The 25,769-nt window shown below is 43.8% G+C and carries 23 protein-coding genes and 1 riboswitch; of the genes, 2 read left to right on the forward strand and 21 right to left on the reverse strand.

From position 1 onward, the window contains the following. Positions 1 to 9: 9 nt before the first annotated feature. Positions 10 to 1,077 (reverse strand): pyruvate dehydrogenase (acetyl-transferring) E1 component subunit alpha, encoded by a 1,068-nt coding sequence (gene pdhA, locus BM415_RS10470; RefSeq protein WP_091157638.1) that lies wholly within the window; start codon positions 1,075 to 1,077, stop codon positions 10 to 12. Positions 1,078 to 1,336: 259 nt separating this feature from the next. Here pdhA and BM415_RS10475 point away from each other — a divergent pair, with 259 nt between their 5' ends. After that, positions 1,337 to 2,071 (forward strand): alpha/beta hydrolase, encoded by a 735-nt coding sequence (locus BM415_RS10475; RefSeq protein WP_091157641.1) that lies wholly within the window; start codon positions 1,337 to 1,339, stop codon positions 2,069 to 2,071. A 190-nt stretch (positions 2,072 to 2,261) separates the two neighbouring features. Here BM415_RS10475 and BM415_RS10480 read toward each other — a convergent pair whose 3' ends face one another. After that, the gene (locus BM415_RS10480; RefSeq protein WP_091157644.1) at positions 2,262 to 2,729 is read right to left on the reverse strand and encodes a low molecular weight protein-tyrosine-phosphatase; all 468 of its coding nucleotides are present in this window, start codon (positions 2,727 to 2,729) and stop codon (positions 2,262 to 2,264) included. 95 nt (positions 2,730 to 2,824) lie between these two features. Beyond that, positions 2,825 to 3,481 (reverse strand): trimeric intracellular cation channel family protein, encoded by a 657-nt coding sequence (locus BM415_RS10485; RefSeq protein WP_091157647.1) that lies wholly within the window; start codon positions 3,479 to 3,481, stop codon positions 2,825 to 2,827. Between the two features lie 140 nt (positions 3,482 to 3,621). Between BM415_RS10485 and BM415_RS10490 the strand changes: the two genes are divergently transcribed. Further along, positions 3,622 to 4,263 carry a thiamine diphosphokinase gene (locus tag BM415_RS10490; protein ID WP_091157649.1) on the forward strand — a complete coding sequence of 214 codons (642 nt, stop codon included), beginning with the start codon at positions 3,622 to 3,624 and terminating at the stop codon, positions 4,261 to 4,263. 59 nt (positions 4,264 to 4,322) lie between these two features. On the opposite strand, the gene BM415_RS10495 is transcribed toward BM415_RS10490, so the two are convergent. The 18 genes from BM415_RS10495 to BM415_RS10580 all read right to left on the reverse strand — a co-directional run bounded on the left by BM415_RS10495 (position 4,323) and on the right by BM415_RS10580 (position 25,695). Then, positions 4,323 to 5,396, reverse strand: coding sequence for a thiazole biosynthesis adenylyltransferase ThiF (locus tag BM415_RS10495; protein WP_091157651.1), 1,074 nt, complete (start codon positions 5,394 to 5,396; stop codon positions 4,323 to 4,325). Next, on the reverse strand, positions 5,393 to 6,160 hold the full coding sequence (locus tag BM415_RS10500; RefSeq protein ID WP_091157653.1) for a thiazole synthase: 768 nt from the start codon (positions 6,158 to 6,160) through the stop codon (positions 5,393 to 5,395). The genes BM415_RS10495 and BM415_RS10500 overlap by 4 nt, the downstream gene beginning before the upstream one ends. 2 nt (positions 6,161 to 6,162) lie before the next feature. Next, positions 6,163 to 6,366, reverse strand: coding sequence for a sulfur carrier protein ThiS (gene thiS / locus BM415_RS10505; RefSeq protein WP_091157655.1), 204 nt, complete (start codon positions 6,364 to 6,366; stop codon positions 6,163 to 6,165). Then, the gene (locus BM415_RS10510) at positions 6,363 to 7,502 is read right to left on the reverse strand and encodes an NAD(P)/FAD-dependent oxidoreductase (RefSeq protein WP_170862426.1); all 1,140 of its coding nucleotides are present in this window, start codon (positions 7,500 to 7,502) and stop codon (positions 6,363 to 6,365) included. Before BM415_RS10510 ends, thiS begins: the two co-directional genes overlap by 4 nt. Before the next feature lie 15 nt (positions 7,503 to 7,517). Beyond that, on the reverse strand, positions 7,518 to 8,156 hold the full coding sequence (locus BM415_RS10515) for a thiamine phosphate synthase (protein WP_170862427.1): 639 nt from the start codon (positions 8,154 to 8,156) through the stop codon (positions 7,518 to 7,520). Between the two features lie 202 nt (positions 8,157 to 8,358). Next, positions 8,359 to 8,469: riboswitch (TPP riboswitch) on the reverse strand. A gap of 157 nt (positions 8,470 to 8,626) precedes the next feature. Beyond that, positions 8,627 to 10,177: an ABC-F family ATP-binding cassette domain-containing protein gene (locus BM415_RS10520; RefSeq protein WP_091157664.1), complete on the reverse strand. Its 1,551-nt coding sequence runs from the start codon at positions 10,175 to 10,177 to the stop codon at positions 8,627 to 8,629. A 319-nt stretch (positions 10,178 to 10,496) separates the two neighbouring features. Beyond that, positions 10,497 to 13,925 (reverse strand): DUF5704 domain-containing protein, encoded by a 3,429-nt coding sequence (locus tag BM415_RS10525; RefSeq protein ID WP_091157665.1) that lies wholly within the window; start codon positions 13,923 to 13,925, stop codon positions 10,497 to 10,499. A gap of 14 nt (positions 13,926 to 13,939) precedes the next feature. Further along, positions 13,940 to 15,145: an S-layer homology domain-containing protein gene (locus tag BM415_RS10530; protein WP_091157668.1), complete on the reverse strand. Its 1,206-nt coding sequence runs from the start codon at positions 15,143 to 15,145 to the stop codon at positions 13,940 to 13,942. 148 nt (positions 15,146 to 15,293) lie between these two features. Beyond that, positions 15,294 to 16,286 carry a hypothetical protein gene (locus BM415_RS10535; protein WP_091157670.1) on the reverse strand — a complete coding sequence of 331 codons (993 nt, stop codon included), beginning with the start codon at positions 16,284 to 16,286 and terminating at the stop codon, positions 15,294 to 15,296. Then, a complete protein-coding gene (locus BM415_RS10540; protein WP_091157673.1) occupies positions 16,273 to 16,824 on the reverse strand; it encodes a hypothetical protein in 552 nt (183 codons plus the stop codon). The genes BM415_RS10535 and BM415_RS10540 overlap by 14 nt, the downstream gene beginning before the upstream one ends. Then, positions 16,821 to 17,198, reverse strand: coding sequence for a hypothetical protein (locus tag BM415_RS10545; RefSeq protein ID WP_091157676.1), 378 nt, complete (start codon positions 17,196 to 17,198; stop codon positions 16,821 to 16,823). The genes BM415_RS10540 and BM415_RS10545 overlap by 4 nt, the downstream gene beginning before the upstream one ends. Before the next feature lie 66 nt (positions 17,199 to 17,264). Beyond that, a complete protein-coding gene (locus BM415_RS10550) occupies positions 17,265 to 17,750 on the reverse strand; it encodes an ABC transporter permease (RefSeq protein ID WP_091157679.1) in 486 nt (161 codons plus the stop codon). Between the two features lie 65 nt (positions 17,751 to 17,815). Continuing rightward, positions 17,816 to 19,891 (reverse strand): hypothetical protein, encoded by a 2,076-nt coding sequence (locus BM415_RS10555; RefSeq protein WP_091157681.1) that lies wholly within the window; start codon positions 19,889 to 19,891, stop codon positions 17,816 to 17,818. Beyond that, positions 19,881 to 21,644 carry an ATPase, T2SS/T4P/T4SS family gene (locus BM415_RS10560; RefSeq protein ID WP_244533207.1) on the reverse strand — a complete coding sequence of 588 codons (1,764 nt, stop codon included), beginning with the start codon at positions 21,642 to 21,644 and terminating at the stop codon, positions 19,881 to 19,883. Before BM415_RS10560 ends, BM415_RS10555 begins: the two co-directional genes overlap by 11 nt. Before the next feature lie 66 nt (positions 21,645 to 21,710). Then, positions 21,711 to 22,544, reverse strand: coding sequence for a hypothetical protein (locus tag BM415_RS10565; protein ID WP_091157687.1), 834 nt, complete (start codon positions 22,542 to 22,544; stop codon positions 21,711 to 21,713). After that, complete coding sequence (locus BM415_RS10570; RefSeq protein ID WP_091157689.1) at positions 22,541 to 23,248, reverse strand: hypothetical protein; 708 nt, start codon at positions 23,246 to 23,248, stop codon at positions 22,541 to 22,543. Before BM415_RS10570 ends, BM415_RS10565 begins: the two co-directional genes overlap by 4 nt. Then, positions 23,245 to 24,249, reverse strand: coding sequence for an SAF domain-containing protein (locus BM415_RS10575; protein ID WP_091157691.1), 1,005 nt, complete (start codon positions 24,247 to 24,249; stop codon positions 23,245 to 23,247). Before BM415_RS10575 ends, BM415_RS10570 begins: the two co-directional genes overlap by 4 nt. 33 nt (positions 24,250 to 24,282) lie before the next feature. Next, complete coding sequence (locus tag BM415_RS10580) at positions 24,283 to 25,695, reverse strand: serine/threonine protein kinase (protein ID WP_244533208.1); 1,413 nt, start codon at positions 25,693 to 25,695, stop codon at positions 24,283 to 24,285. Positions 25,696 to 25,769: the final 74 nt, after the last annotated feature.

Below are 25,769 nucleotides of genomic sequence, written 5' to 3' on the forward strand. Positions count from 1 at the left end.
ACCAAAGTTTTATTGAAAATCAGCTTTTTGCTCTTCCAGATGTTTTGGAGTATGCTCGAACATGCTGTCAATCAAGCCAGGGATTGTCATTTTTTCTGTTTTCTCAGCGCGTTTGATTTCTTCGTTCACTTTCGCTTTTGCTTCATCTTTCACGCGAGCTGTATCTTCTTCAGTCCAAAGACCTTTTTGTTCCAGATATTTAGCAAGGCGGTTGATTGGATCTTTTTCGTTCCACTCGCCTTCCTCGTCTTTTGTACGATATTTGGAAGCATCGTCAGACAGGGAATGCGGACGGTAGCGGTAAGTCACTGCTTCAATCAAAGTAGCGCCTTCTCCGTTGCGAGCACGTTCAGCAGCTTCTCTAACAGCGGTGATTACTGCGAATACGTCCATTCCGTCAACTTTGATGCCTTTGATACCAGCTGCTACTGCTTTATGTGCAATAGACAGAGATGCAGTTTGTTTGGAGAAAGGTGTTGTAATGGCATAGCCATTGTTTTGCACGAAGAAAATAACCGGCAGTTTGAAACGTCCTGCAAAGTTCAGACCTTCGTAGAAGTCACCTTCGGAAGAACCGCCATCACCTGTGTAAGTGATCGCAACGTTCTTTTGGCTTTTCAGTTTGAAGCCCATAGCAATACCCATCGCGTGCAAAATTTGAGCACCGATGATGATTTGCGGCATCATCACGTTTACACCGTCAGGAATTTGACCACCATGTTGATGTCCACGGGAGTACAGGAATGCTTGATACAACGGAAGTCCATGCCATACCAGCTGTGGAATATCGCGGTAACCAGGTACTACGTAGTCTTCCTTCTCAAGCGCAAACTCACTGCCGATCATGGAAGCTTCTTGACCGGATACTGGAGCGTAGAATCCAAGACGTCCTTGGCGGCCCAGGTTAACTGCGCGGTCGTCCCAAGTACGTGTAAATACCATACGGTACATAATTTCTTTCAATTGCTCATCGGACAGCTCAGGCATCTTGTCTTTGTTAACGATTTCACCGTCAGGAGACAATACGGAGAGAGCCTCTACATCCTCTGTATAAACTTCATAAGGAACCTTGCTCATTTTTTTCTTCACCTCAACAAAAAATTTGAATATCAAGTTCCGCTGTTATAGAATTATTATACACCTGTTTTGTCACATACGTCAAAGATAAACGTTGATTTTTTTAAGCTTTTCTTATGTTTGTATGTATAACAGTTGTTTTATATTAGTATAACAGTTGTGGAAAATACCTGCTGCTTGTACTAGCCGAGCAACTAGGGTTAATCTTATCTTATTGTCAAAACGAATGCAAAACATAGACGAAGAAAGGTGACGATTTATGACGGATTCTCGCTACTTGAAACGAACCATCCTTAAGGATGAAATTGAAAGCCGGTTTTTGAACGCAAAAAGAAATCTCCGGGTTTACCTCCCGCCGGGCTACAATGAAGTATTAAGCTATCCTGTCGTCTACTGTCAGGACGGGGAGGAATTTTTCAACTTCGGCCGCATAGCCACAACTGCCAATCGCTTAATTTTGGATGAAGGCGTAGAGCCTTTTATCATTGTTGGCGTTGAAGTCGACGTGAAAATTCGTACTCAGGAGTATGCGCCTTTTGGACAACAATTTGAGGCATACACTTCTGCCTTTGCGAAAGAAATCATTCCCTATATCGAAGAAAAATATCCGGTCCGCCGCACAAAAGAGGAAAGAATTCTTGCAGGTGACTCCCTTGGCGGCAGTGTTTCACTCCACATTGCGCTTATGTATCCCGAATTGTTCAGCAAAGTTATCAGCTTGTCCGGTGCCTTCTATCCCCAATCACAGGAGCTGTATGCTAAGTCCTCGGATCTGTCCTGGCTAAATGTGTGGATGATCGTGGGACTTCAGGAGGACAGCTTCGAGACCGATTATGGCATCTTCAACTTCGTAGAAATGAATCAGAACACTCGTGACTTGTTAGAAGCGCGTGGTGCCAAAGTGAAGTATGCTGAAAAAGACGGACGCCATCAGTGGGGATTTTGGCAAAATGAGCTTCCAGGCGCGCTCGAATACTTCCTGGATAAACAATAATACAGTCACTTCGGGTATGGGGATGAGGTAGTTCACAACAGCTGTTCTAAACAGATTAAGCTCAGCAGGAGCACTCTCTCCTCCCCGGTTAGCCCAATATTGGTGTTAGCGTTTACATCCAGCTTCTATCATACACCAATTTTTGACACAAAAAAACCGGCTCTGCTTGAGCTTGAGCCGGTCTGTTTTTTTATTTCAGCTTCTCTATCGTAATTTGATCCAGCAGCGCGTCACTTCCCAGATCAATCAATCTGTGCACCTCATCAAAATTTCCGGTGTAATAGGGATCGGGCACCTCTCTGTGTATTTCATCGGGGAGTAGATCCATAAATTTTAATATGTTCGCTTGTTCTGCACCGGGTAATTTTCGGACATTGCGCTCATTCGAATCATCCATGCACACGATATAATCAAAGGAACCAAAGTCACTATCTGTTACTTGTCTTGCTGTCATACCTTCAAAGCTTACCGAGTGAAGGTTCAAAATTTTCTGTGTTCCTTCATGAGGAGGCTTTCCAATATGCCAATCCCCTGTCCCAGCTGAATCAACCAGAATGCGCTCCTCCAATTGCCGCTCTTTCACTTTGTGGCGAAAAATGGCCTCCGCCATCGGTGATCTGCAAATGTTGCCCAGGCATACGAATAGTACGCGAATCATCTCTTCCACGCTTCCCTTCCAGCATTCTATCTAATCTTCTTCACTTCATAACTACAACTCCCCAATTGTGCAGGAGGATATAGCCAGCAAATCAATTATTTATTCAAAGTGTGTTGTTTGTTTGGTGCTACCGAAGTTTCTTTTTCTACAGTCTGTAGCGTACGCTTCGGCAGCCTCCATCGATAGTGAACGGACAGCATACGGAAAAAGACAACCGCACCGAACAAAATCAGCAAGCTCACGGTGCTGTCCGCAATATGAAGTCCGATCATCAGCCCTGCCAAAATAGCCCACACCGCATATATTTCATCTCTGAGAACCAGCGGCTTGCGTCCAGCCAGCAGATCTCTAATAATTCCTCCACCAATCCCGGTCAACACTGCAGCTACAATTACTGCACTGATGGGATGATTCATATCAGCAGCATAGAGTCCGCCCTGAATGGCAAAAGCCGACAATCCAATAGCATCAAAGAATATTTCTGTCTTCTTCCAATGGCCGATCCATGGATTTGGGAGAATGAAAGCAATCGCAATGGAAAACAAAGCCAGCATAATAAACGTTCCTTGACTCCATAATGTAGTCACGGGTACGCCAATCAATATATTTCGTATGACTCCGCCGCCAAATGCCGTCACCATACCGAGAACGATGACACCTAATATATCATAATCTTCCTCCATTGCAACGAAGGCACCAGACATTGCAAAGGCGATCGTTCCGATAATACTAAAAATCTCAAACACATTCATTTCCACTTGCCATCTATACCTCACTCATTAGGTCATATTTACACTTGTACCATTGTAGTCAAGTGCCGTCCATTTGTGCAACTATTATTTGTGGACTATACTCAATAGAAATGAACAACAAGTAGCAAGGAAGTGGCCAAATGCCCAACACTAGAGTTGCCATCTTTACAGGCGGGGATCTTCATGAGGAATATATTGAGAAGCTGAATGCAGATGACATCTTAATCGGTGCGGATTACGGTGCTTGGTATTTAGTAAATCAGCATCTCACACTTAATTTAGCTGTTGGAGATTTTGATTCTGTATCAGAAGAGCAATATAGATGCATTGAAGAAAATAGTCATCAAGTCGTCAGGTGTGATCCCATCGATAAGGATCTGTCTGATACAGAGCTTGCCCTCAAATATGCCTATTCCTTTGATCCAGCAGAAATTGTTATTTTTGGTGCAACAGGTTCAAGACTCGACCACACGCTGGCGAATATACAGATCTTATCCAAAACTCTCAAGCAGGGTGTACGCTGCAGTATTCTAAACAGAAACAACCTGATTACTGCAACGGATTCTCGTATTACTTTACATAAGAGTGAATATGACTACGTATCTATACTCCCTTTAACGACTGAGGTTCGCGGTATTGATCTTGATGGTTTTATGTACCCTCTATCCAATGCTGTTCTGTCAATCGGGGACTCACTCGGTATCAGTAATCAAATTGTGGACACAACAGGGACAATAACAATTAAGGAAGGTATTCTGCTTGTAGTACAGAGCAAGGATTGAGTTCAACAACAAAAATCCATTCGATAACGAATGGATTTTTGTTGTGCAACTCCTTTTTATCAGCCAAAATATCGATGGTAAATCGTTCTTGCTTCCGATATATCCTTCGTTCCGTGAACCAGCGCTCTTCCATCCTTGAATATGACCAGTCGAACCGTTTCTTTTAGCTGAAAAGAGACAAGAAAAGGATTCACCTCAACTTTGCCTTGATCTAGGCTGCGTAAACGATCAGCCGTTTCTTGAAGATCAAGCTCTCTTCTACGTGCAGGCCTAATCTGTACGGTATCCCGCCCACATAACACATCTGATCGATCCGTGTTTGCTGCACTAAGATAAGGATAAGTTCGCTGATGCCCGCAGGATAGGCAGTTCGGATTCTTCGCCAAATCAACACCTATCGTGGTATATTCATTACGCCACATGTCAAAACTGAGAAGCTTTCTCCTTAGCGCATCATAGTTTCCGGTAAGGAGCTTAAACGCCTCTGCTGTCTGATTCGCTGTAACCATCTGGACTGCTTGTGGAAGAATTCCTGCCGTATCGCAGGTATCACCACCAAGCGGGACCTCACCCAGCAAGCAATTCAAGCAAGGGGTTTCTCCAGGTAAAATGGTATATGTAATACCGTAGCTGCCGACACAACCTCCGTAAATCCAGGGCTTGTTGTTCTTCTGAGCAATATCATTGATGATCAGCCGAGTATCAAAATTATCCGTGGCATCCATTATCAAATCTGAGCCAATGATGAGTTCTTCTAATTCCTCTGCGCCTACATCCATAACATGAGCATCAATATTTACTTCAGAATTAATATGACGAAGTCTGTTCTTGGCAGCGACTGCCTTAGGAAGACGGGATATTGCATCTGCTTCACTGTACAGCTGCTGTCGCTGGAGATTGCTCCATTCAACATAGTCTCGATCTGCTATAGTTAAACGACCTACACCTGAACGAACCAGCGTTTCTGCAATTCCAGTTCCAAGCGCCCCGGCTCCTATAACGACCACATTACTGTTACTCAGCTTCTGCTGTCCTTCTTTGCCGAATGGCACGAATAGCTCCTGTCTCGAGTATCGATCAGGTGTTGCTTTTGCAGCTGCGCTTAAATCTTCTGTACTTTGCGATCTATTCACTTATGAATCATCCCTTCCATCGGACTGCTTGCCGATGCGTAGCGTTTGACCGGGATCATTCCAGACTCGTAGGCTTTCCTTCCCGCCCATATGGCATATTTCATCGCTTCCGCCATTTTCACAGGGTCTCCTGCTCCAGAAACTGCGGAATTCAGCAGCACAGCATCCGCCCCAAGCTCCATTGCATAGGAAGCATCACGAGGAGATCGAATACCTGCATCAATTATAACAGGAACAACCGCCTGTTCAATGATCAGCTCCAGTGCTCTTGGATTATTTAAACCTTGACCTGAGCCTATTGGGGATGCACCCGGCATGATCGCATGAACACCTAATAGCTGTAATCTTTTTGCAAGCATCACATCATCTGAGATGTATGGCAGTACAATAAATCCTTCTGCAAGCAGTATTTCGCAGGCATTATAGGTCTCCAGTGGGTCTGGCAGAAGTGTAATCTGATCCCCGATCACTTCTACCTTAATCATATCACATAGTCCAGAAGCTTTTGCGAGTCTGGCTATTTTTACAGCTTCCTCCGCCGTTCTTGCTCCAGCAGTATTGGGCAGCAGCGTATACTTGGATAAGTCGAGATGATCCAGAAAATGCGGCTCATCCTTCTTGTCTAGATTCAGTCTGCGTACCGCAAAAGTAAGCACTTCCGACTCAGAGATCTCTACCGCTTTGCGCTGAACATACAGATCATCGAATTTTCCAGTACCTAATAACAGCCGTGAACGAAAATTATAACTTCCAATGTTCAACATCATTAACCGCCTCCCACAAAATGAACGATCTCGATCTTATCACCATCTGCAAGCTTTGTAGTGGAATGTAAATCTTTCGTTAATATTTGATCATTCCACTCAACCACGACCGTTTTGACACCTAATTCAAGGGAATCTATTAGATCGCTAACTGTGATAACTGAATCATCAATTGGTTTATGTTGTCCGTTAATGACTAGCTTCAATGAACCAACCTGCCCTTCTCCAAGATTCGCATAGGTGAGAACTCGGTAATTCCGAGCTCTTCTTCACTCTCACCTGCTACAAGTCTGCTAATAATTTCTCCTGTTACTGCGCTTAGAAGAATTCCATTACGATAATGCCCGGCTGCAATGTATAGTCCTGTAACTCCTTTGTATTGTCCGATATAAGGCAAACCATCTATCGTTTGCGGTCTGAGTCCTGCCCAGGAACGAGTATAAGCAGCGTGTTCAAGCTGCGGAATCCACATGCTTCCCTCGTGAAGCAGCCGAAGCATTCCTTTTATGGATACCCTCTTGTCATGATTAAAAGGAATGCTCGTCGCCCCAATCCATATTTCTCCCCCTGGCTTTGGCACAAGATAAACATCATGCGTATAAATGGTATAATCCAATCTGATCTCAGGTAAGGAAACGGCAATGATTTCACCTTTGACAGGCACTGTAGGAAGATTTATTCCCAAATTGGACAGCACATCCCCCATACCCTGTCCGAGTCCTGATGCGATAATGACGTTATTACAGGAGTAACTGTCTGTTAATGTCTCAACCCCACGAACGGTGCCACACTGGATATCTAGTGAAACCACTGGCTGTTGTTCCAGATAACGCGCTCCTTTGGCTCTAGCAGCATCAATGAGAGCTCTGTTTAATTGGCCCGGTAACAGCTGAAGCTGATCGGGATAATAATAAGCGCATTCGGCTTGGTCACAGATCGCTGGAATTTCACTTCTAAGCCTGGATCGATTCCAATATTCTTGTTGACCTATGTTCATTGATTTCTTAGGAAGATCCTTAAACGGTGAGACAAATCCTGCACTGCATAGAGCGACATCGATAGGAGTTGAAATGGATAAATCATCTACAAGTGATCGGATTAGCTCAAGACTGCGTTCAGCCAAGTTTTTCAGGGCAGGAGTCGAGAAGGATTCTAAATGCGGGGCCAGCATGCCTGCGGCAGCTCCTGAAGCTCCAGATGCAATACGTTCTCCCTCCAACAGCAGAACATCCTTACCATCCCGCGCCAAATAATAAGCGATGGCTGAACCGATAATGCCCCCGCCCACCACGATAAATTCTGACCTGCGACTGGTATCGACGTTCTGTTCGTAATGTTGCATATCCGTCCTCCTCATTTACTTGACCTCTCTATAACGACATAGTGCATTATGATATTCGAGCACTGCACCAAGTGGATCGGCTGCATTCATCACTCCTGATATCACAGCAATACCTGATGCACCCGCATTAACAATTTCATGAATATGTGTCGGCTTGATCCCTCCAATAGCAATGACCGGAACATGTACCTCTGTACAGACCTGCCGTAATGAGGCAATTCCTCTTGGAGCAGCACCCGGCTTACTAGAGGAAGGATAAACATGACCGTACATTATGAAATCGGCTCCTTGGTGCTCGGCCTGTTGTGCCTCCTGTAGGGAATGGACAGAAACCCCAATTCGTGTTTTTGACATCCCCCTGTTTGTCATTGAGTTCTTGAGATACTGGATCTGATGAAGCTCCTTCACCCCGATTTGGAGAATGGCTGCGCCATACTTGCATACCAGCTCCGCTTGACGATTCAGTCCCAATCTACTCATTGGAATCTGATTAAGCGCCAGGATATCAATAAACTGCTCGATTTCCTTAACCGTGCACTTTTTATCTCGGATATGTACGGCGGTCGCATATGGCCATATTTTAGAGAATACTTGAATCCAGTCAGCGGAGGATGGGGAGTGAGATGAGATCACATGCAGTTCAAATTCAGACACTAATATGACAGATCAACTCCTTTTTGGAACAGATGAATAAGTGGTGGATACAAGCCTCACATGTTTCCTAGCGCAGCCGTAGCAACAAAAAAACCACTCCCAAAAGGAAGTGGTCATGATTACATTTAGAAATGCAACTACTGATGGATAAGATTTACGCAAAATATCGCATTCGTCGAATTACGAAGCCTACGTACATGCCTCCTATCAGTTCCCACTTCCCTACGCTGGTATAATCCAGATCAGGTACAAAGAGTCCGGAATCGATTCATTCCATCTCAGCCGCTTACGCGCGGCCCCCCTAGTGAAAATACTATTCAGTTGTAGAATTACGTTGAATATGTTAGCACATAAGCAAGGATTTGGAAAGCAATAATCCTAAGACATTTATTATCTAAGACTCTCTCTTGAAGAAGTACTTAAGAAAAAAACCTTTGATCCTCTTCCTAAGTCTCAACTTTACTTATGATTTAAACTTTAGCTGACCATTCTTCTACATTCCAGGTCTTGGTTACCCAATCCTCGTAGAAATCCGGTTCGTGGGAAACGAGCAATACAGTCCCTTTGAATTCTTTCAGTGCACGCTTCAACTCTTCCTTGGCTACAACATCCAAGTGATTGGTCGGCTCATCGAATAGAATCCAATTCGTCTCTCGCATCATGAGCTTGCATAGACGCACCTTCGCCTGTTCTCCCCCGCTCAGCATGTTCAGCGGTCTTGTAATATGTTCATTCTTAAGACCACAGCGCGCAAGATGAGCACGCACTTCATGCTGGTTCAAATGAGAAAATTCATTCCATACATCATCAATTGGCGTAATTTTGCCAGGACGGACTTCCTGTTCGAAATAAGCCGGGAATAGGAAATCTCCTAGATAGGTCTTCCCGCTGAGCGCAGGGATTTTTCCGAGAATCGTCTTAAGAAGCGTAGATTTACCGACGCCGTTACATCCGACAATCGCAATCTTGTCTCCCCGCTCAATCGTCATTGTCATTTTGGGAAGCAGCGGATAATCATAACCAATCTCAAAATCGATGCCTTCAAATACGGTTTTGCCGCTTGCGCGAGCATCCTTGAAACCGAACACCGGCTTGGCCGCTTCCTCAGGACGATCAATGCGATCAATACGATCCAGCTGCTTCTCACGGCTCTTCGCCCGTCCTGAGGTTGAATATCGAGCCTTATTGCGTTGGATAAAATCTTCTTGCTTCTTAATATATTCCTGCTGCTTCTCGTAAGCATCAATATGCTGATTCTTGTTGATATCCGCCATCTCAAGGAACTTGTTGTAGTTCGCCGAATAACGTGTCAGCTTCGCAAATTCGAGATGATAGATGACGTTCACGACCTGATTCATAAACTCGGTATCATGTGAAATCAGCATAAATGCGTATGGATAATCCTTCAAATAACGAGTCAGCCATTCAATATGCTCAACGTCCAAATAGTTCGTAGGCTCGTCCAGGAGAAGAACATTCGGCTTCTCTAGGAGCAGCTTGGCTAATAGTACCTTCGTCCGCTGTCCACCGCTTAGGGCAGACACATCCCGGTCAAGACCTATCGCATTCAGGCCGAGCCCATTGGCCATCTCTTCTACTTTTACATCAATTAAATAAAAGTCGCCAATATCCAGCTGCTCCTGAATCTCACCCATCTCTTCAAGCAGCAGCTCTAGTTCTTCTGGAGATGCATCTGCCATCTTCTCGGTAATGACCATCATCTCTTTTTCCAGCTCGAGCAAAGGCAGGAATGCATCCTTCAGAACATCACGAATCGTGTTGCCCGGTGTCAGCTTGGTATGCTGATCCAGGTATCCATAACGGACTTTCGGTGTCCACTCCACTTTGCCGCTGTCCTTCAGCAGCTGTCCTGTCAAAATATTCATCAGCGTTGATTTACCTACGCCATTCGCACCGACCAATCCCACATGCTCTCCTGCCAGCAAACGGAAGGAAACATTCTTAAATAATGTGCGATCTCCAAAATTGTGGCTGACATTTTCTACAGTCAATAAACTCATATAATGCAGTTACCCCTATCTTGTATGGCTTTAGCCTTTAGTCTCTGTTATTTAATCCAAAATTCAATGAGGACGAGAACTTAAGCAATCATTGCTGCTTGCTGTAATATCACAAGTTCAATCCATCTAATATGATATATTAGCATAATTTGAAGACTCACTGATACTAAGATTTTGGGAGTGAGAGCAAAAATAGAATACTCTCTCCATTTTAACCAACGCTCTATGTTAGAAATGAAGCTAAATGGAGACAGCCTGAAGGTGGATATGGGATAATGTATGAAAAAAAGACCCGGGATCGGGTCTTCTCCTGTTAGAATTAATGCGGTACCTGTGGGCTGAAATCATCCCGACTCGATCGATCCGCATGATAAAACACAATATCTCCGTCCAGTAAGGTAAAGGCATGGCCGTATGCATCGAAGACCCTATTCTGGTATCCTTCCATCTCCCACTGATTCATTAGAGGAGCATGAATATATTGCAAATGCGGATCTCCGACCTTTCCTGCCTGAATCGATTCAAGATTAAAGTTTACAATAATATACCCGTCCGTAAGGAAGAGTGGTGAATTCTTGTCTAATCCTCCATTAGTCCGTGCATATTCAGCGATATTCGTTCCTTGTTTCACCACATATGGCTCGGCAGGGAGGCTATACTCACCATACCACTGCTGAATGGAGGCATTTGCCCGAAGCACATCACTACTAGCGCTTGTCGGTATATTCGTCTTAGGGCCAATAAAGGTCCGCAGCTGTTCTGGAAGCATCAGCAGATCCCATCCGCCGACGAGCGTCTTCATTTTGGTGGATACCGTTTGATAATAGTTCTGGTATGCATTCTCGGTAATCATTTCTGTATGAATGCTTCCATCATGATAATATTTATATCTCGCCGTATCCTCGAGCTGTACTGCTGGCACATTCCGCAGTCGTTCGTTTAGGATGACATAACGCTGAACCTGATCTTCATCTGATCCGATCTGGACGAAGTTCTGTTCCTTCGTATGGTAATAGAGATCCACAGGAACTCTATTCTGTCCATCCTTCGTTACGAAATAGAAACTCGGAGTAATCCGAATCCCATCTTCAGGGCCAAACATGTTCCCTTTGGTCTTGAAGTCAAATTTGAAGTGATATCCTGTCTTGATGGCCACATTTCTGTGCCCTTCGATGGGATGGCTTCCCGGACGAATTGGTGTCGTAAACCTCTCCTCAATACCTCTCGGATCACCATCAATACCCAGAGTTCCTACCCAATAAGAGACGCCTGTTGGAGTGCTGCTCCCTTCGGTTGTTCGGAACACATTTTCCCAGCTGTAATCTGCAATATCGGTTATTCGAAAATCGTACAGCCGGCCAATGACTTCAACAGACACCTCATCACTTGCAATATGATGCACAAGATTCAGGTTGGCATCTGGCTCATCTTGAGCATTATAATTCGAAGGTGCATTTTCCGCGATATTCCTGAATTCAACCTGATAGTCACCTTCGTCTACCCATACAGGAAGATAAAATGTAGTATCCAGCTGCGTTACCGGAACATTGATCCATGTGCCTTGCGGATAAAAGTGAGATTTGTCCTGGCTAAAGACATCGAATGGAAACTTCACCTGCTTAATCCGATAATACTTCGCATAGTTGCGATCGCCGTATCCAGGATAACTCGTGTGCTGACCTTCCGTTGGAATTCTCACACTAAACGGACGTTCCAGAATTAAGGCCGCACGATCATTGTTCGGTTCCGTCTTCTGATTATGCGCCTGATCGTCCGAGACTAAGGAGTAGTTCACAACAGGAGTATGTACGGTCACATCATTGATTGGGTTAATGGGAAAGCTCTGTGTTCCTCCACCTCCCACCGCAGGCTGAATGAGTGTATAGTCGATGGTTCCAGACGATGGGTTATCTGCTTCATTCAGCAAGCTCTGGCTAATGAGAAGCTGATCTTCATACAATATTGTCTCTCCGCTATCCTTGTAGGACCTGATCTTGGGTGCTTGAGGTATTTGGGTCGGGTTAGGTCCATCTTGACTCACAGTACCCCCATCCATAACATTGGTGGTTGTCCCTTTCCAAGTAAAATCGAGAGAATCATTTTTCACATTAGGTGGTCCAGTCTGAGCTTCAGCCAGTCCAAGCAGTGTAGAAGTATCATCAGGCGGTGAAGGTTTACTGTCTCCGCCATTCACTACATCTGGGGTATAGCTAATATCGCCGCTGTCTTTTGGAATGACATGTTCCTCTACATTCTCGGACCTCTCCAAGCTTACAGAAGGTAGAGTATATCCATTGGGACTTAACGTAACAGTCTTTCCCGGTAATGCATAGTTGGACATTGTCGCTTGATTAATTCCATAGACTGCTAGGTTATTCACAGTCCAATAAGAATAATTCCGTTCAAATGAGAAATCATAATTGACCGTTTCTGATACGGACATTGGTTCAGGAGGTACTTCAACCATATTCCCTTCCTCATCAGGCACAGGGTCCTGAGCCTCCTCCCATTTTAGAACATAGGTAACCTCTGCGTTACAATCGTAAGTAATCGTACCTCTCTGCTGCCCAAACGTATGCTGGTATAAATAATGATAAGCCCATGCATTGGCGTATAAGTACTCTGAAGTGGGAATTCCGATGGTTGCATCAAAATGCATACCGTTCGCGTCGTCATCCGCTAGAATATGACCTTGAGCCCCAGGATCCATAAAAGTCGTTGTCGGGGTGGAGCCTTGTGAAGGCGGATTAATCGTATATGTACACGCAGCTTGACCCCCTGGTTGCTCAGTCTCATTATCTGGATCTTCACCAACCGTTACTGTGGCATAATCATATAGATGATATGGGCCTTCTTCACTATCCCAAATCGCTGTTATTCGAGCAGTTCCTTCACTGATTGCGGTAACCCTGCCAGCAGCGTCTACAGTTGCTACACCTTTATTATCCGAGCTCCACTTCACACTGTCACGATAAGAAACATCCACCCAGCTTGATTCCGAACCATCATATTGGGTTGTTTTAACTTTGGCGTAGAGTGGCTTCTTATCGTCGACGGCCATGGTCATGTCTTCTTCGACTTTTAGTTCTTTAATTTCTTTGATGAATCCGGTGTAATCAATGAGTAAAGGTGTTTCGTATAGAACTTGATATTTCAAGCTTCCGTCTGGTCTTCTACCATAATCATGTCGTTCTGCATGTTCATAGTAGCGTGAATTCTCAGCTAGCTTACCTGTCTTGGTACTAATAACAGCAAACAGACTTCCTTCTTCCCATGTAGGTTCACCTTCATATGCGTAGCTATCTGCATTGACATAGGAAACATCCTCTAGCTTTAATTGGTTCACATAATCTATTTGATAAGGATTACCGTTAATATCTTCTAGAGATCTTGGTGCATAGTCTCTAGTATTAATTTTGTCTGTCACGAATTTTTCAGCGAAGGGAAAAGCTGTATCGCCTTTCCCCACTGTTGTAGTCTCTACTCTGTCACCTTGGTTTCTTACCGCAGACCACTTTTCTCCATCCCCTTGAGTCCACCATGTTCCTGGATTGGGTTCACTAGCTCCAGTAACCTTTACCTTTAGTGTTTGTTCCCTATAGCTTGGTTTATCAGCATTGTCAGGAACCAGGGTTGCCTCAACACCGTCGACATCTGGATAACCTTTCTCCCATATAGCAAATGCAGGGTTAGTATTTATAACTGAGATAAGAAAAAATGAAGAAAGAAATATTAGAATTTTCCTCATAATAATGCCCTCGACTATTTCTTATTGACCAATCTAACATACGTCCTATCGTCCATTCTTACGTTCGTTAATGTGTCATCTGTTAAATAACGAACAACCCATATAGTAATGCCGCTTTTATGCTTTGCAAAATATTGAGCTGTTTCTTCATTTGGTAGGGTTTCGTATCCATATTTAGATGGCAATCCATTGGAAATGGTCGCTCCTCTTAACAATAATGCACCTGAGTTACTATAATGTGTCGCATTAAAATTATTAGTTTTCGGATAAATTGTTAGCTGCATATATATTGGATATAATCCTTTTTTATTGACCATCATTTTATCTTCTTCTGAGACAAAAACATCTGAGTAAATACTTTGTTTATTGCCCCAGTTTTGAGCGTTAACTGCTATTGCCCTATGAAAAACTAAACTTCCTGCTCCATTCTTGAAAGTGAATTTTTTACCAGATGCATCCGCAAACGTTTCGTTACCAAAAGTAAACGGAGTTACTAATTCTAAATTAGACTTCTCAGTACCTACAGCGCGCAGCTCTGTTAAATCTGCGAACGAATTTGCCGATTTGCTAAGCACATTTTCCAAACGAAGGACAATCGCAGATACTTCTGCCCTGGTTGTCGTCTTTGTAAGTCCAAAGGTTCCATCGGTGTACCCTTTCATTAGGCCCGTCCCCATTACAATCGCAATGAATGGAGCCTTCGTCTGACTGATCTGACCTTGGAAGTATTCTTTCACTGGCAGAACGGTAGTCTTGGTATCTGTCCAAGCCTGCTTGTATTCTGTATCATTAGCTGCTAGTCCGGAGCTCAGCCATTTTGCCATCTCTTCCCTGGTCAAAGCCTTTCCAGGCTGAAATCCGTTAGGATAGTCAGCAGCCTTGATAAAACCCATACCTACCGCTGTATTTACCGCAGATTCTGCCCAGTGACCTTTCATATCCGAAAAATCAGCTGAACTCTGAACCCCTTCATAGTCAGCCACTCTTGCAATCAACGCTGCGAATTCAGCACGAGTAATATTGGCTTTAGGACGAAACGTACCATCTGAATAGCCTTTGAAATAACCTTTTTCCACTGCAGTATAAATGGATTGATTTGCCCAATAAGTAGAAGGAACATCCCTAAACTTACTGTTAGCTGCACTGACTGGCAGTGAGCTCCCTAATATACTAACGGAGACAAGGGCTCCCGCTAATAATGAGCTCATTAGCATTTTCATTTACACATCACTCCTATTATGTATTGTTGTCATCATACTCCAGCTGCCTATACTTGTTCCGATTTCTAACTATAAATAGCTATGGTTCTAGTATTTTATCGGAAAACTGATATACATTTTTTATAAAAAAATCCATTTTTCTACTTGTCTACCGATATGCATTATTAATGCATCCATGTTCAAAATAACCCGCAGCTGCCGCTTCCTTAGACGTTGTAAATCGTTCCATCGGCACAAAAGCAAGATTACAGGTGCTTGGATAATAGTATTTAATCCCTGTCTCTGCATCAATTCCCCCTACGATAGGAGTCGTCTTAACCAGCCTTCCACCCGAAAATGCATAATTGTTATAATATCCGGTTCCAACCGGAATTCCTTGAATGAATGCCATCACTCCCACATCATCAATGGTGTTATACCATTCCTCTTGCGGAATAACCGGTAAAGTAAATTGATATGCGTAACCATTGTTCAAGGCTTTCTCATTATGAATGTGGATGGCGTACGCAAGCCCATCCTGAATCTCACTGACAATCGTTTGTCTTCTTACTTGATCAAAAGCTTCAGCATCCTGTAGAAGTGGAATACTGGTAAGAGCTCGTATTTCATCCAAATATCCTTCTACCCACTGGCCCGTCCTGTGCTCATATGCATATACATAGTCATCCAAAGTAAATCGGACCGTATTCCCCAGCTCGTCAGCATATATGTACATTTTTTTCTCAGTCCATAAATGTTCTTCTGCATTCTGGCCTTCCTGATTCGTGTAGGGAGCACTCTGATAGATGTAATAGCCGTCATAATCAATGACTAGCAGGGCCGGCAAATAGGTCAAGAAAGCTCTTTGTGCTGATAGATCCTCATCCAGACCAAAATTAATGGAGATCGTATGCATGAAGGTATCTAGCAGGAGATCTTTATCTACTCGTGTAAATTTGGATGAGGCATAGCTAGTTTCAAACAAAGGATCTTCATTTAGATTCATCACGCTGCTTGCATCCTGAACCGCTGTCTGAACAGCCTGAGTATATTGCTGCTCCAGCCTAACAGCATCAGTTTCCTCCTTAATGCCCAAGCTATAGAACCAGAATACGGGAAAGAAAATGAGGACGAAGAGGATGGCATAATCAGTAATCCTCATTAATGACCATCCCTCCGTAATTTACATGAATCGAGCTTCCATTTCCATGATCCAGCAGTAACCATTCCTTGAATAGGTCAGCTGGCGTTCTGTTCGTATTCATACAAGTTACACGAAAAAAATCTCCTGCTGTAAGTTTGTATATTCTGGCTGGGTCATTCCTAGACAGCTCATTATCCGGAAACAAAACTCCCATGATCTGTTCATCATAATAACCATCAAGCACTGCCTCGAACTTTCCTGTAAACGTCCCTTGATTCATTGGGTCTGTATATTCAGGAACGTACTTTCTATGCATATGCTCAAGCTTAACCTCAAACGTGTTCCCGGTAATCGCCAATTCTTCTTGGAACTGCTCGTACATGGTCGGCGTAATATACCCTTTCGTCCGCACGGCATCCACAAATTTGGTCACTGTGTTATATGTCGTCAGCCGGGACAGATCATCTTGTCTTCCAGCTGCTTCAACTGCCGGGTACACATAGAGAAGCAGAACGGCAAGCAGAGCTGCAAGTATTTTGGAGACACTGTTAATCACAAAGCATCTGCCGCCTTTCGATAATGAATTTGCTTGAGTTCGCCTGCAGGCCCTCTTATATATTCCACGCTATATTGATCTCCGGCATTCAGTTGAATGACCTCAGCCGGAATCTTCCCGTCAACATATAGCATAACGTTCTCCTGTGGAAACTGTATTGCGCTACGTACATAAGCACCGCTTACCTTGGGCATTACCGCTTCTCCAAGAATGGTCCGTATCCGCCCATCCTGCTCTGATTGATGAATGTGTCTTGCTGAAGCCGCTGTTTCCATAGTGGATATTAGAGATACAGCAAGCACGCAAGCTCCAACCCAAGTCGTAACGGCTACAGCTACATGCAGCATCGTCCTCGTATGTTCTCCAAAGATCACGATCCCTTCTTTCTTCCTGTGATTAAACAACTCCAAATACTTGCTCTAATCAAATAATGCAGCTGCTTAGGACTGTACAAATAACAAGCCTCTCACTACGTTGGAGTTGTCCTTAACAACCGTTGCTTTAAATCTGCCGCTAGGATTAACATATTCGTTCAAACGCTCATTCAACGTGTCGTTTAATATTCCGCTAGTTCCGCCCTCCGGATTAACCACTTCCCCGTATCCATTATTCGTGTCGGAGTTGATATTTAGAGGATAGCCATACCATTGACCTTGTGGATTCTTACCTGTTCTAATATAGATACCAAATTGATCTTTACCTGCAAACTTGCGAAGCGCATTCGTCACTTGGGAACCGCTGATTGTTGTTCCGTCATACACTGTAAAAGCAGCCTGTGACAGCTCGGTCTGGATATCGGCAAAATTGTTCTGGGCCGTCTTCGTTGCTTCCTGAGCTGAAATAAACAGAATAACGACAATCGTGATCAGTGCAATGGTAAGAAAAATACCTGCAGCTACTTTAAGTGCAGATGATGCATTTTGCATGGTTATACCTCCAATATAATTTAATTTAATGAGTTATGAAATTGATTCGGGATTGAGACTTCAGCTCAAATCTTCTGTATTTGCTCATAGTAGATATTCATTTGTGCAAAGCTTACCGTGATAAGCGGTATGACCAGATATAGAAAAATGAGCGAGTACATCGGCGTAAACCCGATCATTTTTCCCCACTCCGCTTTCTTGTCGATCATTTGTGCATACTCTTGCCTTCGCTGTTCGAAATAAAAGGACATCTGCCCTTCCAGATCATCAAAAGCTTCCTTGATCGTAATTGAACCAAGAGACAGTATGAGCTTATCTATCATTCGTTGAAATTCAGGCAAAGTCACTTCTTCTTTAAGCAGTTCAAGTGCTGTTTCTGGTCCGTGTTCAAAATGAAGCAGGCATTTTTGAAGCGGTGTTTTGAATATGACGGCAAAACGGTTCAGCCACTCCAATATTTCTTCTACCGACATTCGATCCATCTCTCTTAGAATTGAAATGACGGTCTGATATTGATATATTTCATGCTTCATATCCATACTTCGAACTTTTCGCTGCATGTATAAGAGCAGTAACGGAAGTTGGAATCCTACATACCCTAAGCCAAAACAGAGAACCAGTTCCCACCACTTGAAAAATTCGTTATTCCATGCTTGGAGCTTGTCTATAATACGAGGTACGGCAGTGAGTACTGTTTCGCGATCCTGCTCCTTCTCAGAATTTGAAAGCAGTGAACGCTCAACTTCTTCATAGGAGCTGTCAGCATCCATATTCAGATCACGCATCACCTTCTCATCAAGCTCACTCCATTCGCGTGCTTCATCGAGCTCATGATCAGGCAGCTTTCCAAAGATTGTCGTTTGGGTCACCGGCTTGGTCAGAATGTGCTGCTTCTCAACATGATGCAAGTACAGAACACTTCCTAATGCTACAAAAAAGCAAATGCTGGAACATATAAGCCGCCGTACAACAAACCACTCAACTTTCAAATGCGTACTGGTTTCGCGGAGCAGCTTGACCATCGAATGATATCGTTTCGTAGCTGGCTGGGGAACAAAGCTTGAAACTAATAGTCGAATCCATTTCCAGCGATATATCTGTTTTTCGACGATTCTTTTTTGCTGAGTGACCCGAAATGCTGTCTCCTGATTACGCTGCAGCTGCTGAAGCATGAGATAACAACCAATAATGATGACGTAAATAGATAATAGAATGACGAACCCCATCTTGCTGTCATAGAATTCATTCATGGTCGGGAAGCTGCTTCTGGCCCAATTTTCGATCGGCTTTGTAAAAAAGACCGGAACTAGACTTATCATATTTAGTCCTTTTAACAGATAATCAAGCTTATCCAGCCGCAAAATCTCAAGATGGATCTCTTGAGTCAAACTACTGATCCCTGTTAAATATATAGAGCTCTGATCCGCATGCTGATCACCGAATTCCATGACCATATATGAAATTCCGGCAAAAGCTTTCAAGAAGCGATTGGGAGCTGTTTCATAATAACGCTCAAGCGCTTCATCCGGGTTAACAGAGGTTAATGCCGCATAGATATGCATCGCATGCCGGGCAGCTTCTCCATTCATGAATTCTGCAGCTTCATACAGTGCTTCTTCAACCATGCCGTGCTGATGATACCTGTGACGCACATCTGCGAACAATTCAATCATTTCAGACAGCAGCTTCCTCTCTTGCCTTGCTACCGTCATATCTAAGAACAAGCTGTTAATGATAACTCCAACAAGGCAGGACAATACCAGAAAGCTGATGCCTGGCTGTAGGGAGAACAAGATGCCTCCTACTGTAAGAAATGAGATCCATATTGTCCATGTAAGCTTCATCGTCTGACACCGAAGCAAATACTCGCTCATCCCCTGCTGATAGCTTAATTTCTTCCTCACCAGCAGAATATACCCCGATAGCACAGGAATCTTGATGCATACCAAATAAGATTTAGTGAAAAAAACATTAAAGAATACGGTTAGCTGAGCAGATGTACTTGTTGTATTGGAATTGTATGGAATCGACCCTGTTCGCTGTTCTTGCTGACGCTTGGCACGAGAAATCAATCCGATCACAGCCAAAAATGCGGCTAGAGAGATAAACAAGAGAATAAGCAGCCATTCCTTAAGAGACATGAGCTTCACCTCGGTGTGACAGAAGCCAGCGTTCAAAGGATTCAGCATCTTTCTTGTTCATGTGCGAGAGCATTTCTGTTCTGTTAGCCTCAGATATATCCGATGTGATGAAATATCTTCCTGCTCTATACTCAACAATATTCTTATATGTAAAAGTGGGATGCCCCGAACGCAAATGTCCGGGAACAAGCACACATTCTGTGATCCGCTCGATATATCTTTTGCCGTCTCCGTCCTTTCTCAGATGAATATCAAAATTGATAACACTTGCTACCTGTTCCTCGGCTATGGGCTCCTGGCTGAACATTCCGGCCTTTAATAGTGAGTTTCTTAAGGAGAAGATAAGGTCAGGGAATGTCTTCGCATGGTGAGTAAAGATCGTAAACAAGCTGGCAACCTGAGACATCTGTATCATCCATGCAGCAACCTCGTCGCTCGCAACTTCCCCAAGAATATTGACCGTTCCATCCGTCTTCTTCTGAAGGTCAAGACCTTCTTGCCCGGGAATATAATCCGTTTCCCTGAAGGTTAATATGTTGCGCCTGCTGTATAGTTTTCTTAGATGCAATTCAAAGGCCATCTCTTGTACACGAAGCGTGTGATAAGGATAGATATGCTTGATCATCGCCATTAATAGTGTTGTTTTACCTGATCCTTGTGCTCCAGTAACGGCGGTAATTCGGCTACCCTTCATGAGATACTCGATGAATTCAATAACCGGTTCTGCATTTTCACCTACGATCAATTTAGATAGAGTTGTATTCTGCAGATCAAATTTACGGACAAAGAATGCCCAAGACTCGGAAAATGGCGGACGAACAACGACCACCCTTGAGCCGTCCTTCATCTCGTTTACTTTGTAGCCTTTTGATTCCGACAACTGTCCCGGATGATTATATTTATAAATATTTTGGCAGACCCTTCTCAGTTCCCGTTCTGTTCCAAAAGACAGAAAAGATAGATGGATAGATTTGCCTTTGTAAAATATCCAGACACTCTCAATGGACTTTAAAGGATCAGGATCTACATCTTCAACATCCGTTGTTATCGGAATATTTATATGGAATCCATCTGTGTTTAACGACGGCAGATCTGTACTCAGCATCCCGCTTACTCCTCCACTTACGCCGTCAATCCGTTGGTCGCGAATTTCGTCAACTACAGAAAATCCCTTATACTGCTGATAAATACGCTGAACGACAATATTCAGCTTATCGGTAAAAGAGAGTTCCCTGTACTCACATGTGAAGATGTGTCTTATATCTTCATCTGTTATCGCGTAACAGCCTGCGGTTTCCTCCTGATCCCATCTCAGTTCAGCCAAATCATATGTATCAATCAGGGTAGAAAGTGCCTCGGTTCCAAATTGCTGTTTATACAAATAAAATACGATTTCGAACTGATCCTGAACGGTTAAGTTTAGAGTGAGATCAAAAGGGATCGCTTCATTGATATTCTTCTCGTTTATTCCGTAGCTGTGAAGCAATAGATCCTTAATTAAATTTTTGACAAATGCTTTATCACTGACACTTCCGGAAATACACTCCTTTAGTGCGCGTCTCATCTCAGCCCGCTGATTTAATTTCCGCTTGTATTCCTCTTCATGCAGTCCTGCATCTGCAAGCTGGCTATGACTGAGTTCATGGAGCGACTGCTTGATATACTCTGTCAAATATTCGATTGTACTTGCTTCATGACGAGCTCCTAGCGATATTCCAGAATAAGCCTTGTTTCTCGTTCTGATTCGTAACATGATGAGTATCATACATATGCAGACCAGGCTAATAAGAAGAGCATTAACTACTGCCTCTCCTCGCATTTATGCTCCCCTCTCCAGCTGCTTCAAGATGGTGCGTAACCCCGCATTGTCCATAATGCATTTGGCCAGCTCTCTAATGCTCGAGGCATGCTCTCCTCGTTGACCGTTTTTCTTGTCTAAATTCATGTTCTGCTGCAAGTAGGAAGGTACATCACGCCGATTCCAGGCATCCTTGAATTCAGTGCAGTAAGGTACAGCAACTACGGGATGTTTGTAATTAAAGCGTCGCTTAATATTATTGACGGTACAATGGGAATCGGCGTCGTATTGTCCAACCGTAACAATAACTTTTTTGCTCTCCAGCTGTTCTTTTAATTCTGTATCTCCAAAATAGTTTTCCAGCACTCTCAAATTTTGATCCAGGTTAACTACGACCACATCCGCATCCTTCATCATATCTCGCTCCATTCTGTCTCTATTTCCAGCATCCAGCATCACAAGATCGTAGACCTCACTTGCCGTTTTTAATACAGAAGGTATATATTTTGCATATTCCTCATTTACATCTAAACTGCTCTGCACTCTGGCTCCCGGCAGCAAATCCAGCTGTCTTGACAAAGGCACTGTATAATCTCTGAACTTGTCTCTCGTAAGGTTGCCGCTTAAATGAAGTCGTAGAAGCGCGTCCCACCCAGTGATTGCAAATATGTTAGTCATATGGTCCATGCTTTCCTCTCTAACCGGCAGTGCTGCTTCTATACTGTCTCCGTTCTTATTCATATGCATGGACAACACACGTACATGGTGGGTAAGCGTAATCATCAGCGCAGACAAAATAAGGTGAGAAGATGTACCTCTTCCGTTTACCGGGCTCCAAAATACAACAGTACTCATGCTCTCTTCCTCTCTCTCGATTGTATTGCCCGCCTCGTTTCGGCAGGCTCAAAGCCAGCAATCATTTCCATTAGCTCGGCAAGTGACTTCTTGTAATGTCTAGAGTAATGCTTAAAGCTTCGTCTTCGATGATGCTCGTTCTCGAGTCGGACAGCCGTATCCAGTTCATCTGAGCGAATCCATACCGGGCTGCCCTGAAATTCAATCGGACTGTCGTCATAATAAGACCAGATATACGGCTCGATATGCGTTTCTACCGCATCTATATACAGCTTGTAGAACGGCGGTAGATGATTCACAGACAGCTGGCTGCATAGTTCTTCGATCCATGCTTTGCCGCGCTCGAGAGTCATACGCGAATAATCCGTGGCCCACACTCTTGCAGAAGCGGATAACCATTGATCCATATTTATGAACTCCTTAAGCTCTATGTCAAAGATCGCAAAGTCATAGAAGACATCTTCATTCATCTCAAATAAGGCCTGCTCTACCTCGTTAAATTGCCGATATCCAATTGCTACATCAAAGCCTTCGTACTCTATGACAGCTGGGGCTGAATGACCTTCCTCAATACAATATCGATATCGCCCATCTACAGTGCCATCGACTAAGATGACCCGAAACCCGCTGACAGACAAAATTTTGCTCAAATTTAACAGCAGATCGGTTTTGTTGCACGGCCCGGCAAATACATAGCTTTTCACTCGGTTCCCCCTTCTAGTCCTATACCTGTATTCGAATCCTTCCATATGGTCTCCTCATCATTCGATGAATTTAGTAAACTATTGCCACTGTCTGCTTGCTCGCCCAAGGCATTGTTCCAGGTCGGATTTCTGTTGTCATTCGTACGAGCAAGCCCTTCCTCAATGGATTCAGACACCATGTAGTTTGATGAGGAAGGCTCACTTAATACCCTTTCCAAGGAACTGCGCAGCTGAGTAGAAAGTGCTTGTTCGGCTAGATCTACGATATTGGGATTGGATTCAATCAGGGTCAGCACTTCCTCATTGGCCGGGTAGGTTGGAATTGCACGATCTTGAAATTCAGGTTCTACGTATGTAAGAGAATATAGTGAGGCTTTATGAAGATAGGCATCTACCATTGCACTGGATAAGGTGAGAATCTCTGCTTCGGTTAATGTCATCCACATGGTTGCCCCTTCTAGATCGTGAACCTTCTTCTTGGATAATACGATGTAATCCTGTCCTGTCGGGAACTGAATCCGGACATCGATCATATCTCCTGAATTCAATAGTGAGGGTCGTGATATAACGGAAATCTCACGATTCCTTAAATCATCCGGTGTCGGCTCCTCCTCATATAGCATTGCGGCAGTAAGCGAAGTTCCGGCTTTTAGCTCAATCTTCGTCACACTTCCTGCAATCTCGTCTAGCTCACTTATCAAATTGACAGGAGCTTGTCCTTGCGGTACCTTCACCGCTCTTACATCTGTATCTTTGATTAAAGTACCTGCTGGGATATCGTGTACTATTACATAGCCTGTCTTGCTATCCTTCTGTTCGGATACGAGCTGCTTTTTTATCTCCAGAAGCTCCAGCTCATGCCTCGACTCAAGTGAATCTGCAGAGTCCTTGTCCATTTTCCAGTCGTACAACAGCAATCCGCTAAACAAAATACTTGCTGCTCCGGCCCCGATTAATCCGGCAACTATTTTTTTCTTGCTCTGTTTACGAAGTTTAGACACTCATGGGTCTCCTTTACTGAACTCTTCTTGTGCTTATTTGAATAGAAACCTTCTTCTCTTGCTAATGGGTTTAATCGTGTTTAACAATTCATGCAATACTACATCCATATCCTCAGTACGGTCAAAAGGATCAAAATGTGGGGGAACACTGTATACTCTTGCTGAATTCATCCTTTTTCTCATTCTGTTCACTGTTTCCTTCGAGGCGAGCGGCAGCAGATAAGTCCATTTCATTTTCGGCTGATTAGGATACGATTGCATAAACGTTGCCATGTCGTCCTGCTTCCATTCAGCAGCAGCATTTACGACGATAGGCAGATCACTTCTGAAGAACTCTTCCATCTGACTGTAGTCCCTCTCGCTCCCCAGATCTAGAACGACATATTGATAGCTGCCTCCCAGCAGCTCAACCATCTCGTATTTGTTGCTTCTCTGAACGTAATGAACCCCTTCAAGATCGAAGCTCTTTGCCTGATTCTCCTCAGAATCACGGTAAGCAATCGACTTTATCCTGGAAAAAGCAACAGACCGCTTCGACATTTCGACGATCGCCACCTTAGATCCAAGTCTGGCTAAATAATGGCTAATCGCAATTGCAGTATGGGTTACACCTGCTCCAGCTCCTGTACCGACGAGAGCGATAACTCGAGTTCCTTGCATCATCCCATCAGACGCTCTTGTCTCATTCCTACGCTCATAGTGTTCAGATATTCTGTACATTTCTTCTCTAAGCTCTTTAATCGATTGATATCTGGTCTGTGGTTCATACCTTAGCAGCCGTCTCATAACGGGTATATATTTTCGAATGCTGTCGTTTCTAAGCAGCTGCTCTACCCCAGAGATCCATTCACTATGTGCACCTCTTGTGGTCATGTACAAAAACAATGCTCCCAGGCTGTACAAATCGGACCTGGCATCTGTCTGACCCGCACCAAACTGTTCAGGAGCTGCGAATCCGATGGTTCCCAGCTTGACCGTATCTTCAATACCAGAAAGCTTATACTTTCTCGCGATTCCAAAATCAATCAATCTAATCTCATCATGCTCGACAATCATTATATTGCTGGGCTTCAAATCACGATAGATCATCGGTGGTGTAAGCCCATGTAAATAATCTAACACCTCCATAATCTGATGAATGATTCTGATCAGCGTGTTCACCGGTATCTGGAATTGCTTGTTATGTAGATATTCCTGAAGCGTTATTCCATCAATGAAGTCCATAACCAAATAACTGTATCCAGCCTCATCCGGTGCAAAAAAATCTACAATTTGCGGAAGTCTGGGATGCTGCAATGTAATCAATGTCTCTGCTTCTGACACGATACTCCCATGGAATTCCGGGAGGGTCACATTTTCTTTGATGGCCCATTTCTTGCCGAGCAGCTTCAGATCCTCAGCTAAATAAACATGGCTCATACCGCCGGTTCCAATTTTTCGGATCACTCGATATCTCCCTCCGAGGACAGAACCTCGTTCTAAACAGGAAGGTTGCTTCATCAAAAACCCCCTAACAGGCA

It is taken from the genome of Paenibacillus sp. 453mf (genome assembly GCF_900116105.1).
GTDB lineage: Bacteria > Bacillota > Bacilli > Paenibacillales > Paenibacillaceae > Paenibacillus > Paenibacillus provencensis.

Bases quoted from the DNA above. Each gene is read 5' to 3' on its own strand.
- pdhA (WP_091157638.1), bottom strand. From the start codon at position 1,077: ATGAGCAAGGTTCCTTATGAAGTTTATACAGAGGATGTAGAGGCTCTC.
- BM415_RS10475 (WP_091157641.1), top strand. From the start codon at position 1,337: ATGACGGATTCTCGCTACTTGAAACGAACCATCCTTAAGGATGAAATT.
- BM415_RS10480 (WP_091157644.1), bottom strand. From the start codon at position 2,729: ATGATTCGCGTACTATTCGTATGCCTGGGCAACATTTGCAGATCACCG.
- BM415_RS10485 (WP_091157647.1), bottom strand. From the start codon at position 3,481: ATGAATGTGTTTGAGATTTTTAGTATTATCGGAACGATCGCCTTTGCA.
- BM415_RS10490 (WP_091157649.1), top strand. From the start codon at position 3,622: ATGCCCAACACTAGAGTTGCCATCTTTACAGGCGGGGATCTTCATGAG.
- BM415_RS10500 (WP_091157653.1), bottom strand. From the start codon at position 6,160: ATGTTGAACATTGGAAGTTATAATTTTCGTTCACGGCTGTTATTAGGT.
- BM415_RS10510 (WP_170862426.1), bottom strand. From the start codon at position 7,502: ATGCAACATTACGAACAGAACGTCGATACCAGTCGCAGGTCAGAATTT.
- BM415_RS10520 (WP_091157664.1), bottom strand. From the start codon at position 10,177: ATGAGTTTATTGACTGTAGAAAATGTCAGCCACAATTTTGGAGATCGC.
- BM415_RS10525 (WP_091157665.1), bottom strand. From the start codon at position 13,925: ATGAGGAAAATTCTAATATTTCTTTCTTCATTTTTTCTTATCTCAGTT.
- BM415_RS10530 (WP_091157668.1), bottom strand. From the start codon at position 15,145: ATGAAAATGCTAATGAGCTCATTATTAGCGGGAGCCCTTGTCTCCGTT.
- BM415_RS10535 (WP_091157670.1), bottom strand. From the start codon at position 16,286: ATGAGGATTACTGATTATGCCATCCTCTTCGTCCTCATTTTCTTTCCC.
- BM415_RS10550 (WP_091157679.1), bottom strand. From the start codon at position 17,750: ATGCAAAATGCATCATCTGCACTTAAAGTAGCTGCAGGTATTTTTCTT.
- BM415_RS10555 (WP_091157681.1), bottom strand. From the start codon at position 19,891: ATGTCTCTTAAGGAATGGCTGCTTATTCTCTTGTTTATCTCTCTAGCC.
- BM415_RS10560 (WP_244533207.1), bottom strand. From the start codon at position 21,644: ATGTTACGAATCAGAACGAGAAACAAGGCTTATTCTGGAATATCGCTA.
- BM415_RS10565 (WP_091157687.1), bottom strand. From the start codon at position 22,544: ATGAGTACTGTTGTATTTTGGAGCCCGGTAAACGGAAGAGGTACATCT.